This is a genomic window from Myxococcales bacterium (assembly GCA_016712525.1).
GTDB lineage: Bacteria > Myxococcota_A > Polyangia > Polyangiales > Polyangiaceae > JAAFHV01.
Genome location: JADJQX010000008.1, coordinates 988918 through 1006360, shown reverse-complemented (window position 1 = coordinate 1006360; position 17443 = coordinate 988918). Strand labels below are relative to the sequence as shown.

Annotated in this window: 12 protein-coding genes; 4 read left to right on the top strand and 8 right to left on the bottom strand. The window is 68.9% G+C overall.

Annotation, left to right across the window (positions count from 1 at the left end; genetic code table 11):
* From IPK71_33865 to IPK71_33840, 6 genes are all read right to left on the bottom strand, one after another.
* A complete protein-coding gene (locus IPK71_33865) occupies window positions 1–1119 on the bottom strand; it encodes an imelysin family protein (protein MBK8218742.1) in 1119 nt (372 codons plus the stop codon).
* Window positions 1119–2444 (bottom strand): thiol oxidoreductase, encoded by a 1326-nt coding sequence (locus IPK71_33860; GenBank protein MBK8218741.1) that lies wholly within the window; start codon window positions 2442–2444, stop codon window positions 1119–1121. The genes IPK71_33865 and IPK71_33860 overlap by 1 nt, the downstream gene beginning before the upstream one ends.
* On the bottom strand, window positions 2441–3808 hold the full coding sequence (locus tag IPK71_33855; protein MBK8218740.1) for a thiol oxidoreductase: 1368 nt from the start codon (window positions 3806–3808) through the stop codon (window positions 2441–2443). Before IPK71_33855 ends, IPK71_33860 begins: the two co-directional genes overlap by 4 nt.
* 50 nt (window positions 3809–3858) lie before the next feature.
* Window positions 3859–5064, bottom strand: a complete 1206-nt coding sequence (locus IPK71_33850; GenBank protein ID MBK8218739.1) for an iron-regulated protein — start codon at window positions 5062–5064, stop codon at window positions 3859–3861.
* Between the two features lie 228 nt (window positions 5065–5292).
* Complete coding sequence (locus tag IPK71_33845; protein ID MBK8218738.1) at window positions 5293–9714, bottom strand: sigma 54-interacting transcriptional regulator; 4422 nt, start codon at window positions 9712–9714, stop codon at window positions 5293–5295.
* 13 nt (window positions 9715–9727) lie between these two features.
* Window positions 9728–10681: a hypothetical protein gene (locus tag IPK71_33840; GenBank protein ID MBK8218737.1), complete on the bottom strand. Its 954-nt coding sequence runs from the start codon at window positions 10679–10681 to the stop codon at window positions 9728–9730.
* 197 nt (window positions 10682–10878) lie between these two features.
* On the opposite strand from IPK71_33840, the gene IPK71_33835 reads away from it, so the two are divergent.
* Window positions 10879–11892, top strand: coding sequence for an alpha/beta fold hydrolase (locus IPK71_33835; GenBank protein MBK8218736.1), 1014 nt, complete (start codon window positions 10879–10881; stop codon window positions 11890–11892).
* Window positions 11893–11953: 61 nt separating this feature from the next.
* Here IPK71_33835 and IPK71_33830 read toward each other — a convergent pair whose 3' ends face one another.
* Window positions 11954–12235, bottom strand: coding sequence for a hypothetical protein (locus IPK71_33830; GenBank protein ID MBK8218735.1), 282 nt, complete (start codon window positions 12233–12235; stop codon window positions 11954–11956).
* Window positions 12236–12426: 191 nt separating this feature from the next.
* Window positions 12427–14487: a serine protein kinase gene (locus tag IPK71_33825; GenBank protein ID MBK8218734.1), complete on the bottom strand. Its 2061-nt coding sequence runs from the start codon at window positions 14485–14487 to the stop codon at window positions 12427–12429.
* Window positions 14488–14827: 340 nt separating this feature from the next.
* On the opposite strand from IPK71_33825, the gene IPK71_33820 reads away from it, so the two are divergent.
* From IPK71_33820 to folK, 3 genes are all read left to right on the top strand, one after another.
* On the top strand, window positions 14828–16297 hold the full coding sequence (locus IPK71_33820) for a hypothetical protein (protein ID MBK8218733.1): 1470 nt from the start codon (window positions 14828–14830) through the stop codon (window positions 16295–16297).
* A gap of 61 nt (window positions 16298–16358) precedes the next feature.
* Window positions 16359–16940 (top strand): hypothetical protein, encoded by a 582-nt coding sequence (locus IPK71_33815; GenBank protein ID MBK8218732.1) that lies wholly within the window; start codon window positions 16359–16361, stop codon window positions 16938–16940.
* Window positions 16937–17419, top strand: coding sequence for a 2-amino-4-hydroxy-6-hydroxymethyldihydropteridine diphosphokinase (folK, locus tag IPK71_33810; protein ID MBK8218731.1), 483 nt, complete (start codon window positions 16937–16939; stop codon window positions 17417–17419). Before IPK71_33815 ends, folK begins: the two co-directional genes overlap by 4 nt.
* Window positions 17420–17443: the final 24 nt, after the last annotated feature.

Genomic DNA, 17443 nt, shown 5'->3' with positions numbered 1-17443 from the left:
TCAGTCTCCGTCCGACTCGCTGAAGGTGACCGTCGTCCCGAGCGCGCTCACGACCTCCGTCGTCAGAGACGTCTTCAGGGCGCGGCTCGCCTCGAAGGCGGCCTGAACCTTGGCCGTGTCTCGAAGGAGCGAAACTCGAAGTGGTGGGGGGATGTCGGATATCGCCTTTTGGGTCGCGGCGAGGTGCCCGATGACGTGGTCATCCGAGACGGCGCTGCGGGCGCGCACGAGATCGGAGAGCCCCATCCCGTCTCGCTCACCTTGGCCGAGGTACACGGCAGAGATCCCCTCGAGCGCGGACGCGAGATCGCGGAGTGAGCCATCGCTCCGAGGGGACTCTTCGAGCGAGGGGACGGGGGTGCCTCCGTTCTGTCGGCCTAGCGGCTTGCCGATGTGGGTGCTCTCGAGCGCGATAGCGGCGAAGCAGGCCTGCCGCACGAGCTGGTCCGTGGCGACCTTGGTGCTCACGAAGAACCCGGTCCCTTCGGCGAGCTCCTTCCCCAGATTCATCCCTTCGGCGCGCCAGAGGTCGTGGAACCTCGCCGCGTCCGCGCGGAGCGCTTCGCCGAGCGCCACGAGGTAGGCGCGTCGGGCCAAGGCGTCGCTCGCGGTCGTGAGTGCCGGTAGCACGCTCGTATGCTCGGTCGACGAGTCGAAGAGGACGTACTCGATCGCCATGAAGCCCTTCGCGTTCGCGCCGAGCGCCGCGACGCTCTCCTTCGTGTGCTGGCCGGGCATCGCGATGGCCTTGGCGATCGCGTCGGGGCTCGCGGGCCAGAAGTCGATCGAGGCCCTCCAGGTGTCGATGTCGGCTGGCCCCACCCGGAAGCCTTCGGTGCGCTTCCAGGCGGCGCGCGCGCGGAAGAACGCGTCGCGTGCGCGTGCCACGGTGGGCTCCGTGGGGCTCCTCGCGGCGTCGGCGAGCGCCGCCCGTAGCACCTCGGCCTCGGCGTCGAAGGCGGCGAACCCGGGGACGACGACGTTCGAGGCGAGCTCCGAGAGCACGGGGCGCGGGTCTTCTGCCGATGTCTCCGGTGTCTCGCAGGCCTGCGCGCCGAGGGCAGCGGCGACGAACGCTGCACCGATAGCCCCAAGGAAAAATCGTCGTGAGAGCACCATCAGAGAGACTCCAAGAAGCGTTGAAGGGCGTGGCGTGTCGGCGCGTCCGCGCGTGAAAAGGCGTCCCTCGCCCGGGTGGCCTCGCCGCCGTGCCAGAGGATCGCCTCGGGGATCGTCCGGGCGCGCCCGTCGTGGAGGAGCGTGACGTTGCCGTTCACGACGGCGTGGAGGCCGAGCCCCCAGAGAGGAGGGGTGCGCGTCTTCGTCTCGCCGAGCCCAGATCCGAGATCGTGCAGGAGGAGATCCGTGTAGGGAAAAATGATCTGCTCGGAGAGCGCGGGCTCACTCGTGTGCCCGGTCGCCGCGCGGGGGACGTGGCACGCCGCACACCCCATCGTGGTGAAGGCCTCCTCGCCGCGTTTCACCTCGGGGGAGTCGACGTCGCGTCGCCCGGGAACTGCGACGGTGCTGAGGAAGTAGGCGACCCTGTCGAGCTTGTCCGTGGAGAGCTCTGGCTCGCCACCGTGGGGAGCGTCCGCACACGCACGTTGGGGCGGCGGGCAGCGCTCCTGCGGATACACGTCGGACGTCATGCCGATGTCCTCGTGGAACGCGTCGGCGACGAAGCTCCGGATCGTGGCGGCCTGCGCGCGCCACCCGAAGCGCCCTATCGGGGCGCCTCTTGCGGCGCTGCCAACCTCCCCGCGAATGCCATCTCCGTCGCGGTCGTTCGGATCGGCGCGGTTCGTGAGTGTCTCGTCGGGAATGGCCTCGAGGAGCCCGAGGCCGACGAGGTGCGGAGCTACACGCACATCGAGGGTCGTGTGTGTATCGAGGGGCCCGAACGCGAGCCCCGACGCGCGGAACGTGGGCCTCTGGAGAGCGACCTTCGTACCGTCGGCGAGCACGATCCGCATTTCTTCGAAGGCGACTTCGAGCCTGCCCTCGGCCGGAACGCCCTCGATGGCGAACGGCTGGAGGACTCGCCCATAGCTCGGATCGGGTGTGCCGTCGGAGCGCACGAGCCGGGTCACCAGGCCGAGCGCGTGAGGGCGCTCCGCGGTCGGGAGAGCGCCTCTCCCCGAGCGGACGTGGCACGAGCTGCACGACGTGGCCGTGTAGGTCGGGCCGAGCCCGTCCCCACCTTCCGTCGACGCCGGGGCCGTGACCCACGCGCGTCGGAAGAGGCCCCTCCCAGCGAGGAAACGATCGCGGCCCGCGGGATCGAGGTTCCGCGCCGAGTACGAGAACGCATCGCGTGAGCCGTCGTGGACGGTGGTCGCGCCCCCGCTCTCGGTGGACGGGAGCGTCGCGTCGCCTCCGCTCGTGCTCGCGCACGCCGCGATCGCGAGGCAACCCGCGCCGAGCCATGCACTCGTCGTCACAGAGACCTCAGGAAACGAATCATCGCCGCCCTGTCCGCCGCTGGTGCCGTCCGAAACGCTTCTTTGGACTTCTTGCCCTCGCCGTCGTGCCACAGAATCGCCTCTTCGAAGCCGCGCGCGCGTCCGTCGTGGAGGAAGCGTTCGTGGCCACTCACCTTGGAGACGAGTCCGATTCCCCACAACGGGGGCGTCCGCCACTCGCTGCCGGTCGCGAGGTGATCGGGCCTCCCGTCGGCGAGGCCTTCGCCCATGTCGTGGAGCAAGAGATCGGAGAAGGGTCGAATGGTCTGTCGTGAGAGCTCCGGGATATCCGGGTAGTGCCCGGTCACGAGCTTCGGAGCGTGGCAGCCCGTGCAGCCCATCGCGTAAAAGAGGCGCTCGCCGCGCTCTACTTCGGTGTCGTTCACGTCTCTACGGGCGGGCACCGCGAGCGTGAGGCCATAGGCCGTGATGAGCTCGAGGGTGCGCTCGGGGAGCTCGTGGCCCCCAGGTTTGCCGGGCGGGCTCTTGGCGCACGCCTCTTGTGCGCCGGGGCAGCTCTCGCTCGGGAAGAGAGCGGAGGTGATCCCGATGTCTCCCAAGAAGGCGCCGGCCGATTGTTGGCGGATGGTGGGCTCGTTCGCCTTCCACCCGAACCGTCCGACCGCGCGCGTGCCCCGCCCAATGTCCCACACGGTATTCACGCGGCCCGATATCCCGTCGCCGTCCTTGTCGTCGGGGTCCGACAGCGCGGCGAGGGTCGCTTCGTCGATGGCTTCGAGCAGGCCGAGGCCGAAGGTCGCCGGAGCCACGCGCGGGGACGTCATCGTACCTTGTGCGAGCGGACCGAACGCGAGCCCCTCGATGCGGTACTCGGGTCGATGAAGGACGAAGGCAGCTCCGTCCCCGTAGGTGCCAGGCACATCAGTGTAAGATACACGTGGTGTGCCTTCCCCTGGAATTCCCTCGATGCCCACCGGGTTGAGCTGGCCCCCGTAGGAAGGCTCCCCGAGTGGGCCGCCGTGCTCGCCCTCTCCGGGGACGGACAGGCGTACGAGCATGCCCACCCATGGCGAGTCACCCTCTGGGGGCGCGCCGCGGCCGTCTCTCGTGTGGCACGCCGAGCACGAGGTCGCGTTGTAGGTCGGGCCCAAGCCGACATCGCCCGATGGGCTCGGTGTGCCCGCAGGAACCCACGCGCGATTGAACAGGTGGTCCCCGACCGCGAAGTCGTCGCGCCGCGCGCTCGAGAGGTTTCGGAGTGGGTAGGCGAACGCGTTCGTGGTCGTGTCGAAGATGGTGCCTTCGCCGCCGGAGAGGTCGCGATCATGGTCCAGCGCGAGGCCGTCGGGAGCCCCGTCCTCTACGGCCGCGCACGCCGCCATCGTGCACGCGGCGAACGTCGTCGCGCGGACCCCTAGTGTCACCCGTCGCATCACTCCTCCAGGTTGATCTTGGTGCCGAGGGCGGTCGCGATGTCGACCGTGGCCGCGCCGATCTCCTTCGTCGCGTCGATCGCGGCCTTGAGCTTCTTTCGCCCTGGCGCCGAGTCGTCGCCGAGGATGGCCGTGTCGAAGGGCGCCGGGATGGCGGCGACCGTGTCGCGGGAGCGCTTGAGGACGTCGCGCATCTTCGTATCGAGCGAAGGATCCTTCGAGGCGACGAGCTTCGAGAGGCCGCCCGAGATGGTCTTTCCACCGAAGGTGCCGAGGTACACGTTCTCGATGGAGACGACGTCGTTCAGGTGGTCGATGGGGACCGTGGTGTCGCTGAAGCAGGAGTGCTCTTCTTCGGGGTCTTTCGTCTCGTATGCGGTGTTCATGCGCTCCCGTGACAGCTCGACGCCGCCTAGCGCCCCGATTCCCTTCAAGATGTTGCCGAGCGCTGCCTTCGTGTCGCCAGCGACCATCTTCGCGCCGTACGAGGACGGGTCATCGATGCGCCAGGCCTTCTCGAGCTCTTCGAGGTGCTCGACCAGGAGCTCGGTCACGATCGTGAGGTAGGCCTTTCGGCGCGCCTGGTTCTTCGCGGTCCCGCCCGTCTCGAGGAAGTCCGCGAACGGCCGGTTCCCAGGGCCGGTCTCGCTCGTGTCCTGCCCCCAGAGGAGGAACTCGATCGCGTGCCAGCCCGTCGAGATGTTCTTTTCGCCGTCCTTCTCGTTGAGCTCGAGCAGCAGCTCCTTCGTGATTTGGGGGTACTTCGCGGTGTCGTTGACGATGCCGGCGTTCTCGTTTCCTTTGACGTAGTCGATGTACGCTTCGTCGAGAGGCCACGCGTTGATGGCGCCCTCGTTGCCGTCGTCGCCGTCGATGGGGCCCCCGTAGAATCGGAAGGCCTCGGTCTGGATGTACGCGGGTCGCGCGTCGATCCAGGCCTTCCTGGCGGCGTCGAGCGTCGCTTGCGACGGGGTGGTGACGAACGCGTCGACAGCCGCCCTGAGTGCCTTGGCGCCCGCGAGGGACGCGGCGTAGGTCTCGTGGACGAGGCTCGCGTAGCCCTTCACGGTCTCCTGCTCGAGCGCCGACGAGGCCACTCCGGCGTCGGCGCCCTCGACCGTGGTGGACGAGCACGCGGCTTGCGCGCCGACGAGGACGAACGCGCACCCCACCCAGAGAGGGAACAACCGGCGAAACGACTTCATAGAACCTCCGAGAAAAATGGCCTTCCCGATGGATAATGAAAATCACTTTCAAGATCAAGAGCTGCGTGAAAGGGACCGCCCTGCGCCGCCGGTGGGCGGTGGGAGACACGAGCCCGCGTCGTCTCATCGAGCGATTCGAGGACGCGTGAGGCGCCTCACGCGAGAGGCCCGCGGCGAGTCGTCGTCCGCCTCGTTCCTAGCCTAGGCGCCCGCGGCAGTCGCTCGCGCTCAGTCCTCGTCGCCCTCGGCGTGGCCTTCGCCCTCGGGCACGAGGATCCCGTACTCCTTGAGGCGCCTGTAGAACGTACGGCGGGGGATTCCGACGAGCTTGGCGGCTTGCATGCGGTTCCACCCCGCGCGCCCGAGCGCTTCGAGGATGCGCTCCTTCTCGGAGCTGCGGAACTCGCCCGGGGTCCGCGCACGCACGGCCGCCGTGCCGGGTCTCGCCTCGACCTGCGACGTGGGGAGAGAGAAATCGTCCGGTCCGAGATCGTCGGACTCGCTCATGAGCCACGCGTTCAAGAGCACGTGCTCGAGCTGGCGCACGTTGCCCGGCCAGTCGTACGCGGAGAGGCGTTTCATGGCCTGTCGGCTCACCGTCTTCCGCTCGCGCCGGTGCCGCGCCGCGAAGATCCCGAGGAAGTGATCGACCAAGGCCGGAAGATCGTCGAGGCGCGCGCGGAGCGGTGGGATCTCGACCGTGACGACGTGGAGCCGATAGTAGAGGTCTTCGCGGAAGGTGCCCTCGCGCACCATCTGCGAGAGCTCGCGGTGCGTGGCGGCGACGACCCGCACGTCGACCGACTCTTCGGACACGCCGCCGACGGGGCGAACGGTCTTCTCTTGGAGGACGCGTAGGAGACCTGCCTGCATCTTGTGCGGCATCTCGCCGATCTCGTCGAGCAGGATGGTGCCACCCTCGGCCTCGCGGAAGAGGCCCTTGCGCTCGCGATCGGCGCCCGTGAACGCGCCGCGCACATGGCCGAAGAGCTCGCTCTCGAGCAAGTTCCCGGGGATGGCTCCGCAGTTGACGCCGATGAACGCGTTCTTCGCGCGCGGCGAGGCCTGATGGATCGCGCGCGCGACCACCTCTTTTCCTGTGCCGCTCTCGCCCGTGATGAGCACGGGCACGTCGGTGTCTTTGACGCGCTCGAGGATCGCGTAGAGCTTTCGCATCGCCGCGCTCGTGCCCACGAGCCCCGCGTACCCGAAGTGGCTCCGGAGCTCGGCGCGCACCTGCCGCAGGTCCCTCCGGGTGGCGGCGAGCTGCTCGGTGCGCCGGCCGAGGGCCTCTTCGAGCCGAATGCGCGCGCGCTCGAGCTCGTCGTTCGCGAGGGCGAGCTCGTTCGCGCGTTGCCGGTTCTCTTCGATGAGGCGCGCGCTCTCGATGGCGATGGCGGCCTGGTCGGCGAAGGCCGAGAGCGTAGGGAGCTCTTCGCGGAAGCGCAGGCCCTTCTGGAGCCGCGTCTCGAGGTAGAGCGCGCCGATGACCGGGCTCGTGAACGCCGAGCCGCGGACGGGCACGCACGCGATCGACTGGATCATGAGCTGATGCACGCTCACGGCCTGCGCGAGGCGTTCGTCGTCGCGCGCGCTCGTCGCGATGACGGGCTCCCCCTCCGAGATCACCTTGTCGGCGACGCTCCGCGAGAACTTCGCGTGGCCGTCGTCGGCGGTCTGGCCGCGTACGGTCTGCGCGACGAGCTTGCCGCCGTCGTCGACCAAGAGCAAAAATCCACGCTCCGCGCCCACGAGCGCCACGGCGTGATCGACGACCCGCTCGAGGAGCCTCTCGAGGTCCCGCTCGCGGGCCAAATCTCGAGTGATTTCGAAGATTCGCGTGAGCCTGTCGGATTCGGGGAGGTGCGCGGATCGCACGAGCCCGGTCGTCTTTCCGAGGCGCTTCGGTTGGCCCTCGGGCTCCTTGGCCGTGCTCAACGTCGTCGCCACCTGCGCCCGCAACGCGCGGCGCTTCGGGTCGTTCCAGAAGACCTCGCGAAGATCGCGCGGGAGCTTCGCGGCGACCTCCTCCAGCATGGCCAAGGCCGCCTCGGTGTCGCGGCGCGCGGTGGCCGTGCTCCCTTGGGAGAGCGCGAGCGCGCCGCGGGCCTCGAGCGCGCGCCAGCCGATCTCGTGACGTGCGTCCTTCTTCGCGCGTTCGTAGGCCGAGTCGAGGGCCGCCTTGGCCGCGACCTCGTCCCCTTGCACGACGAGGCAGCTCGCGCGCACGATCGACGCGAGCGCTGCGTGCTCGGCGAAGCCCGCGACCGGGTCCATCTTTTGCTCGGTCGCGTCGATCTCGTCGAGGAGGGCGCGCGGGTCCGCGCCGGGCTCCTTGGAGGCGATGAGCAGCGCTTCGAGCTTGGCCTCGGCGGCGTCGAGCGGTCGACCGAGGCCCTCGTAGGCCGAGGCGCACGCCACGTACTTGTCGTGTGCGACCGCGATTTCGCCCTTTTTTTGTGCCAGATCGGCGTCGAGGCCGAGGAGCTGAGCTCGCGCCGCCCGTGGCAGCTCTCCCTCGACCGCGACGAGCGCGTCGAGGCTCGTCTGGGCCCGCGCGAGCCTCCCGAGGTAGAGATCGAGGTTCGCCAGGTTCAGCGCCGCCTGGCGCGCGGCGAGCGAGCCTCCTGCCTTGGCGCCGAGGTCGGTGGCCGCCTCGAGGTGCGCGATGGCGCGACCGAGATCCCCCTCGGCCTGCGCGAGGCCGGCGAGGTTCAGGCGCATCGTCGCGACCGTCCATGCGTCGTTCGCGCTCTCGGCCGCGGCGAGGGCCTCTTCGTACGCCGCGCGCGCGTCTTTGGACCGCCCCGCGCGTTGGTGAGCGATCCCGAGCGACCCCTTCGCGATGCCGAGGGCCCGCGCGTCGCTCGCGAGGTTCGCGACCATCACGGCCGACTCGAGGGTCTGCCGCGCGCGTGCGTCGTCCCCCTTGTAGGCGAGCGCGATCCCGCGCACCGACAAGGCCTCGGACGCGATCGCGTCTTCCAGCCGGCCCGAGGTGGGACGCTCGGTGAGGAGGAGCGCGCGATCGAGGTCCCCCAGGCGGAGGCTCACCCTCGCGCCCACGAGCTCGAACGTGCGCGACGTCTCGGGCGTCACGAGCCCCTCGGCCCGATCGAGCTCGGCACGCGCGCCGTCGGCGTCGCCGCGCGCGAGGAGGATCTTGGCGCGCAGGGTCGCGAGGCGCACCTTGTCGTCGGAGGTGTCCGCGAGGGCGCCGTCGAGCAGCGCCGAAGCGGCGTCGAAGCGCCCGCGATCCGTGAGCCCTTGGGCCTCGACGAGCACCGCGTCGATCGGCTGATTGTCCGGGATTTCCCGGGTCGACGGCGCCAGCGCGTGGTCCACGTCGGTCGTCGATACGAGGGTCTCGTGGCCGAGCTTCTCGAGCATCGTGCGCAAGGCCCCCGGGCTCCCGGCGGCGCGCTCGACGAGGTGGACGACGAGCGACTCGGGCAGCGAGACGATCGTCCTTCGTGCGAGCTCGGCGGCCGCCTTGGGCTCGAGCCTCGGCATGTCGTGCCGTTTCGGCGCGCGACCGGCGATGTCCCGCGTCGTACCTTCGGCCACCGTCCCGACGAGGCGCGCGCCGCGATTCAGGCGCCCTTCGATCGCCCGGAGCGCGTCGTCCGGGAGCGCGTCGAGGTCGTCGACGCAGACGACGAGGCTCTCGTCCGGCGTGTCGTCGCCGATCGCGAGCCGGAGCCCATCGACCGCCGAGAGACCGGTCGTGGGGGGCTCGACGACGGCGACAGGCACGCGCCGAAGGCCGAGAGAGAAGGCGAGCCTCCGAAGGAACGTGCTGCGCCCCGAGCCCTTCGCGCCGACGAGAAAGAGGCTCTCTCCCGGCGCGAGCGACACGACCGCCGACTCGAGCGAGACGAACGCCGCGTCGAGGCCGAGGATCGGCCACCCGAGCACGCCCTCGAACGCGCGCTTCCCGAGGCCACCCGCGTGACGCATCGCCGAAGCGAGCTCGTCCACGCTCGGGTAGCGGTCCTCGGGCTCGCCGAGCGTGGCTCTCTTCGCGACCCGCGAGAGGGCGTCGAACGCGGCCTTGTCGAGCTCGTGGCCGCGCTCGTCGAGCCCTTCCTGGAGCGTCGCCCCGAGCGCGTACACCTCCGCGCGCACGCCGATCGGCTCCCCGTCGAGCAGCTCGGGAGCTGCGTATTTCGGAGTAAGTCCGAGGGCTTGGCCGCGCTTGAAGGGTCGCGCGAGCCCAAGGTCGACGAACGTCGTTCGCCCGCTCGGGCCGACCACCACGTTGGCGGGCTTGATGTCGCCGTGAAAGAGCCCGGCGCGATGAATGAGGGTGAGCTGATCGGCGGCGTCGGCGATCGGGCCGAGCCACGAGGCCTCCTCGTCGAGGAAGATCTCGTCGAGCGAGCGGCCCACGGCGAGCTCGCGCACCATGTACCGCTCCCCGCTCGGGAGTGTGCCGAAGCCCTCGATGCGCGGCAGACCGAGGCCCGAGAGCGCGGAAAGCGCGACGGCCTCACGCACGAGCGCCTGGTCCTCGGCCTCGCCCGAGCCCTTCGCGAGCATCTTCAGCGCGAGGCTCGCGCCGGTCACGCGGTCGCGGACGGCCCACACCTCACCGCCGCCGCCTTTACCGAGGCGCGCGACCGATTCGTAACGTTCGGGGAGCTTCACGTGGAGCTACGACTCAGCGGTTGAACGAAGGCGGCTCGGGGGCACGGGCCGTCTCGGGGCCTCGGCTCACCGGGCGCTCGAAGCCGTAGTTTCCGCTCAGCCCGAACCAGAAGCCCGTGAGCGACATGCCGAGCCCAAGGCGCGCCTGGAACGCCTTGATGGGCTTGAAGCGGAGCCCGATCTGCGGAATGGCCACCCACGGGATCACGTTGGGCTTCGACCCGCCGTTCGCCCAGCTCGGCTCGAGGTACCCGCCGACGCGCGCGACCTCGGAGTTTTGGTGGTCGCGTTTGTTGCAGCCCGTACCGACCGCGTCCTCGGTCTGGCAGGGAACGTACGACTTGCCGTTCTCCCCCGTGTACTGCGGGTTGCCGGTGCCCTCGCGGACCCAGTTGTTCAAGAGGTTTCCGAACACGAAACCGACACCCAGGCCGATGCCGTACTCGAAGTCGATCATGCGATGGATCTTGGCCGACCACAGGAGGTCGACCGAGAGCTGCATGGCCTTCAGGCTGCTGTTGGCGACCGCGTAGTTTCCGACGAAATCGGCGGCGTTCTTGTCCTTGAACAGGATGTCGCCCGTGCCGAACTCCGCGTAGCTGATGGCCGGGATGATCGAGAACCCGTTCTTGCGAATGTCGAGCTCGAGCCCGATTTGGTTCGTGTAGACCGTCTGCCCGCCGTCGACGAAGGCGTCGAGCAGGAACTTCGGCAGCACGACGCCGCGGTAGCGGAGCCCCGCGAAGAGGTAGGTGCGCTCGAACGTCTCGGTGACGTCCTTCATGTTCGAGCCCATCTCGGCAGGGGGCGCCTGCTCCACCTTCGCGACACCGGACGTGTCGGAGGGCGCGGGGGCCTTCGGCGCGGGGGCGGCGGCGGCCTCGGGCTTCGGGTCGGCGAGCGCCGTCGACGCGAGCGTGACCGTGGCGAGTCCGAGGAACCAAGCGGCGGACGTTCGGGCGAGCATCTTCGAATCTCCGGTCGTTCGAGAGCGCCCGGGCCGGCGGCCCGAAACGTCGCCCTCGAGGATGGGTCGGAGCGTACCCGAAGACACGAAATCCAGGGAAAAAAACGAGAGAACACCGTTCTTGCGCGCGCCCGCTGCATTCGCGGCACGTGCGCCGGTTTCCGAGCGGCCTCGGCGGAGTTATCTTAAGAGGCAGCGTGATCCTCTACGGGCGCCTCGTCGAACAATCGATCGACCACCACAAGGTGGCCACCTTCCGCAAAGAGGTGGCCGTCACGGCGGGGGTCCCTCTGGCGATGGTGCGCAAGCGGCTCGCCGGCGCCGAGACCACGCGCGCGCCCGTCCTGCTCGTCCACGGGTTCGGGCAGAACCGGTACGCGTTCCACTTGCCGTCGCGGAGCTTCTCGAACTACCTCGCGGCCGAGGGCTTCGACGTGTTCAACGTCGACCTCCGTGGCCACGGCCGCTCGCGCAAGCTCGGGACGGTGAGGTCGCTCGGCGCGCACTGCTACGTCGAGGAGGACCTGCCTCAGGCCGTGGCCGAGGTGCGCGCACTCTCCGGAAATCGCCCGGTTTTTCTCGTCGGTCACTCCCTCGGGGGGCTCGTCTCGTATGCCGCCGCGCCGAGCCTCACGGGGCACGTCGCCGGGGTCGTCTCGCTCGGGAGCCCGTACCACTTCACGAGCGGCTCGGTGTTCCTCGGCGCCGTGCGCGCCCTCAACGCCGGCCTCCGAACCCTCCGTGTCCCGCTCGGCAACGTCCCCCTCACGCTGCGCCCCGTGGGGGTCGCCCTTCGAGGCATGAAGCGCGTGCTCGGCGATCGCGCGCACCCGCTCCCCATCCGCGCCTGGCACGACGCCGGCCTCGAGCAGCACGTCCTCGAGGAGCACATCGACCTCGCGTTCGATCGCGCGAGCCTCGAGGATCTCCGAAACCTCTTCGACTGGGCGTGGGAGCGGAGGTTCGGTGGCGCTCGCGGATACGCCGAGCGGTTCGAGCGATCCCGAGATCTCCCGCTCTTCGTCATCGCCGGCACGAAAGACGATCTCGCCTCTCCCCGCGCCGTGCGCCCGGCGTACGACCGGAGCCTCTCCACCGACAAGACGTACCGTGAGTACGTGGCGGGCCACGTCGACCTCGTGGTCGGTCGAGACGCTCCGTCCACCATCTGGCGCGACATCCGCGACTGGATGGTGGCCCGCGTACGCTGAGCCGAGCCGCATGCGCGTGGCCCATCGCGCTCGAGGCGCGCGGACGCCCGCCGACCGAGCTTCAGCGCGTCTTGTCGTCGCGGTCACGCTCGAGGCGCGCGAGCTCGTCCTCGAGGCGGCGCACGGTGCGTTTGAGGTCGTTCACTTCGTCTTCGGTGGCGAGCGACATCGACTTCGCGAGCTTCTCGAGCTGCTCGTTCGTGAAGCTCTGCATCTTGCCCGGCATGGCCATCGCCTGCATGAGCGCGTTCATGACCCGCGGGTCCTGGAGGAGCTTGGCCACGCGCGGGTCGCTCATCAGCTTGAGGCCTTGCTTCATCAGGGACTTCTTGAGGTCGCTCATGCGGCGAGAGCGTAGCTTTTCGCGAGGGCGTTACGGAAGGGCCACGGGAACGAAACACCCCGAATTTCCGGGCGTTTGGGCGCCGATTGCGTCCGTTATGTTGGAGGAACGCGGCGAAACACGAGAGGCCCGCGGCGTGTCCGCCACGGGCCCCTCGGGCACGACCACCTCGGGACGTGGACGGCGCCGCGTCAGTCCTTCGCGTCGCCGCGGGCGAAGATGCTCGCGACGTAGTTCAGCACGTCGGTCGCCGACACCTCGTTGTAGCCGAAGCTCTTCATGAGCCGCGACTTGATGATGTCGATCTTCTCCTGCGTGTCCTTGTCGACCACCGCCGAGACGAGGGTCTTCAGCTTGATGGAGTCCTTCTGATCCTCGAAGAGCTTGAGCTCGAGGGCGCGCCGCAGGCGGTCGTTCGTGTTCCACTCGAAGCGCTTGCCGTCCACGGCCAAAGCCCCGATAAAGTTCATGATTTCGCGGCGGAAATCGTCCTTCCGGTTCTCCGGGATGTCGATCTTCTCCTCGATCGACCGCATCAGGCGCTCATCGGGCTCCTCGTCTTGCCCGGTATAGCGGTTCTTGACCTTCTCCTTGAGGGTGTAGGCCTTGATGTTGTCGATGTAGTTCGCCGCGAGCTTCTCGATCGCGTCTTCGTCGGCGCTGATCGCGCGCTGCACCTCGTTCTTCACGATCTCTTCGTACTCGCGCTTCACCTGGCCGATGATGTCCTGGAAGCGCTTGCGCTGCTCGTCGTTGGTGATGAGCGAGTGGTGCCTGAGTCCCTTGTCGAGCTCGTTCAGCACCATGAACGGGTTGATCGTGCCCTCGCCCGACTCGTTCACGAGCGCGTTCGAGATTTTGTCCTGCACGTAGCGCGGCGAGATGCCCTCCATGCCCTCGCGCTTCGTCTCCTTGCGGAGCTCTTTCACGGTGTCCTGCGTGTACCCGGGCAGCACCTTGCCGTCGTAGAGCTTCGCCTTCTGGAGGAGCGACAGGTTGTGCTTCTTCGGGTCCTCGAGGCGCGTGAGCACCGCCCAGAGCGCGGCCACCTCGATGGTGTGCGGCGCCACGTGCTTGCCCTTGATCTTCCGAGACGAAAAGTCCTTCTCGTAGATCTTCATCTCCTCGGTCAGCTTCGTGATGTAGGGGATGTCGATCTTGATCGTGCGGTCGCGCAAGGCCTCCATGAACTCGTTGTTCAGGAGCTTCTTGTACTCGGCCTCGTTCGTGTGGCCGATGATGACCTCGTCGATGTCCGTCTGCGCGAACTTCTTCGGCTTGATCTTGCGCTCCTGCGACGCGCCGAGCAGATCGTAGAGGAAGGCCACGTCGAGCTTCAGCACCTCGATGAACTCGACGATGCCGCGGTTCGCGATGTTGAACTCGCCGTCGAAGTTGAACGCGCGCGGGTCCGAGTCCGAGCCGTACTCGGCGATCTTCCGGTAGTTGATGTCGCCGGTGAGCTCGGTCGAGTCTTGGTTCTTCTCGTCCTTCGGCTGGAACGTGCCGATGCCGACGCGGTCCTTCTCGGAGAGGGTAAGCCTGCGGACGCGAATGTGGTTCTGCATGACCTTCGCCCAGTTGCCCTGGTAGCGCGTCATGAGGTGCTTGAAGATGAAGCGGCTCGCCGGGTCGAGGTCGCCGTCGACGCGCACGCGGAAGCTCTCGTTCGAGAGCCCGAGCTCCTCGATCGCCTTCGCGCGCCAGTCGGGCGGGATGAGCCGGAGGGGCTCCTCGTTCATGGGGCTCGCGAAGCGGTCTTGCCCCTTGCCGGCGAGCTCGGTCCCCTCGAGGTTCACCCAGTCGAACGAGTAGAGCGCGCCGTCGGTCGTCTTCGAGTAGGCCTCGAGCCCTTGTTTCAAGAGCCGCGCGATCGTGCTCTTCGACGACCCCACCGGGCCGTGCAGCAGGATGACGCGCTTCTCGGGGCCGTAGCCTTCGCTCGCGGCCTTGAGCACGTGGACGAGGCGCATGAGCGGGATGTCGAGCCCGAACACCGCGTTCTGGCCCTTGTTCGCCTCGTCCTTGAAGAAGTTGTACCGAACGAGCTTCTTCTTGTTGTCGATGTACTCCTCGCTGCCGTGCGAGATGATCATGTCGTACATGCGCTGGTACGCGTTGCGCGTGACCTGCGGCCTCTTGCGTACGAGCTCGAGGTACTCGTCGAACGAGCCCTCCCACGTGAGCTCCTTGTAGGCCGCGTAGTCCTGCATCGCGGCGATGCGGTCGGTCATCGGGGTCTCGGTCGCCATGGTTCTCCTCGGCAGGCGTCGCGCGGTCGGCGCGGCGAGTCTCGGGAGTAGACGGGACGACCGGGCCCTTGTGCAAGCCCTCCGGCTCGTGGCCGGTTCGGCGCCGCCCTAGGTGCGCCTTTTTCGCCACTTTTTTTGCGGGGCGCCCGTGAAGCCGCGTTCACGGGCCCACCTGCCGGAGGAGCACGAGGGGAAGAGCCTTACGAAATGTTCGTCATTTCGAGGGTCTAGATTGGGGGCATGCGACCCCACGCTCGCCCGACACGAGGGCGCGCCCTTTGCTTCTTACGGAGTAGCCAATCTTCCCCACCGGGCCCACGTTCATCGTAGGAGCAGCCGCATGTCCTTCCGCCTCACAGCCCTCGCCCTCGGCCTCTCGAGCCTCCTCGGCCTCGTCGGGTGCGGAGGTCTCTACGAGGAGCCCGTCTACCCCGAGCCCCCGTCGAGGCAGGCCGTGGCGCAGGCCCCGATGCCCGAGGCGGCACCTCCGCCCCCTCCGGCCGAGAGCGAGGACATGATCGTCGGCGGCGACAACGACCCGGAGACGCTCTACCGCGAGACCGACCCGAGCGCGCTCACCGAGTTCAAGGCCACGCTCGACCCGCACGGCACCTGGGTCGACGACGACACCTACGGCACCGTCTGGGTCCCTTCGGCGACGGTCGTCGGTAGCGACTTCACCCCGTACGTCACCGCCGGCCGCTGGGCTTACGACGATGGGTACGTCTGGGTGTCCGACTACGAGTGGGGCTGGGCGCCTTTCCACTACGGTCGGTGGGTCTACATCGGCGGGCGAGGGTGGGCGTGGATCCCGGGCCGCGTCTACCGTGGCGCGTGGGTCGTCTGGCGCACGGGGCCCTCCGGCTTCGGGTACGTCGGGTGGGGCCCGGCGCCTCCCTCGTGGTACTGGCGCGGCGGCTACGCGTACGGCTTCTCCGGCGGGTACCGCACTCCCTACTACTTCTGCGAAAACCGGTACGTGTTCCAGCCGCAGGTCGGCAACCGCGTCGTGCGCGGGCCTCTCGCGGGGGACATCGGCCGCCGCACCGAGCCTTACGTTCCCGCCGATCCGCGTGTGTCCGACGCACGTGTCGCCGCGAGCCCGCGCGTCGAGGGGGCCCCCTCCGCGGTCGCGCCCCAGCTTCGGCGAGGTGCCGACGGACCCGCCCCCGCGTCCCTCGGCCTCGAGGCCAAGTCGCTTCCTCGCGCCCCCGAGGGCGACAAGGGGATCCAACGTGCCTACGCCCTCGGCGCTCCGTCGACGGCCGTGGCCCTCGGAGCACGCGCGCCGTCGTCCACGCCGCGCCCGCTCGGTGCGCTCGCTCACCCGCCGTCGTCCACGCTCGCCGGGCCGGCGCGGGTCGGTGGTACGGGACCCATGGCTCCCGACCATCCCCCCGTCGCGTCGGCGCCCGCCCGCATTCCTCCCGTCAGCGCCGTAGCGCCCGGCGGAGACCGTCAGGTCGTGCCGCGCATGAGCGATCTGCGGCGATCTTCCCCCTCGCTCGTCGAGCATCACACGTCGCCTTCGTACGGCTCGTCGACGTACGTGCCCTCGCGGTCCACGCCCTCGTACAGCGCGCCGTCGTTCTCTGCGCCGTCCGCGCCGCGAGCGTCGTCGCCGAGCTTCTCCGCGCCGTCTCGGATGTCGTCGTCGCCGAGCTTTTCCGCGCCGTCCGCGCCGCGGGCGTCGTCGCCGAGCTTCTCCGCGCCGTCGCGGATGTCGTCGTCGCCGTCGTTCTCGGGCGGGGGAGGGGGAAGAGCCACGACGTCCGCCCCGCGCGCGTCGACGCCCCGTGTTCGCCGTTGAGCCTCAGGCTCGTCTCGTCTCGCCCTTCGTTCGTGCCACTCTCGTTCGCCGCCGAGGCCCCATGAAGATCGCTCCCGCTCTCTCCGTCGTATCGTTCCTCGCCCTGTCGACGCTCGCCTGCTCGATCGAGGTGTACGACCCTCCGCCGCGCGCGTACGGGTCTGGTTCGTCGGGGGACCCGGTCGAAGGGACGCAGCCCGCGAGCCCATCTCCCGTGCTCGTCGAGATCGACACGAACGCCAAGCTCGAGGCCGACCCGGGCGAAGGTGTGGGCGTCTTCGCCGAGTACGCCTCGGGTGGGAAATGGCACCTCTTCTGGGCGTGCGACACGAACCAGACGAAGCGGGAGTGCGACTACCAGGTGCGCGTGCAGTCGGCCGCCGGCAAGGTGTCGAACGTGGTCGACGAGTCCGGAAAACCCATCGCCACGACGGGCGGTGACGTCGTGCTCCGCCGCACGATCGGCACCCGCAACGACGGCATCCGCTTCGACGCCCCGCCGGGAGGTGTGGTCACCCTCGAGGTCACCCTCGACGGGCGCGCCGACAACGTCCTCTTCTTCTTCGTGCAAGACGGCAAGCTGAACGGCGGCTACGAGGGCACGCTCACGAACCCGATCAAGCTCCAAGGGAAGACACCCTGACCCTCCCGCTTCGCCGCGCGGTCGTCGCGCTCGGCTCGAACCTCGGCGACCGCCGGTCCCACCTCGACTACGCGCGGGCCGAGCTCGCGGAGCGCCACGCCGTGCTCGCGTGCTCTCGCCTCTACGAGACGGCGCCCTGGGGCGACGTGCCTCAGGGCCCCTATATCAACGCAGCGATACTCTTGGATATTTCGGTTACGGCGCACGGCCTGCTCGAGGACCTCTTGGCCATCGAGCAGCGCCGCGGGCGGGTCCGTGACGTCCGGTACGGGCCGCGCACGCTCGATCTCGACGTCCTGTGGATCGAGGGGGTCGTCGTGAACGACGAGGCGCTCACGGTGCCGCACCCGCGCCTCCACGAGCGCGCGTTCGCCCTGTGGCCGCTCGTCGACGTGGCCCCCTTCGCGACCGACGCACGCGGCGCTCCCTACCTTCGCGGGGAGCCCGAGGGCATCGTCGCCATCACGCCCTGGACGTAGCCCGCGTCGCGGCGCCTCGCACCG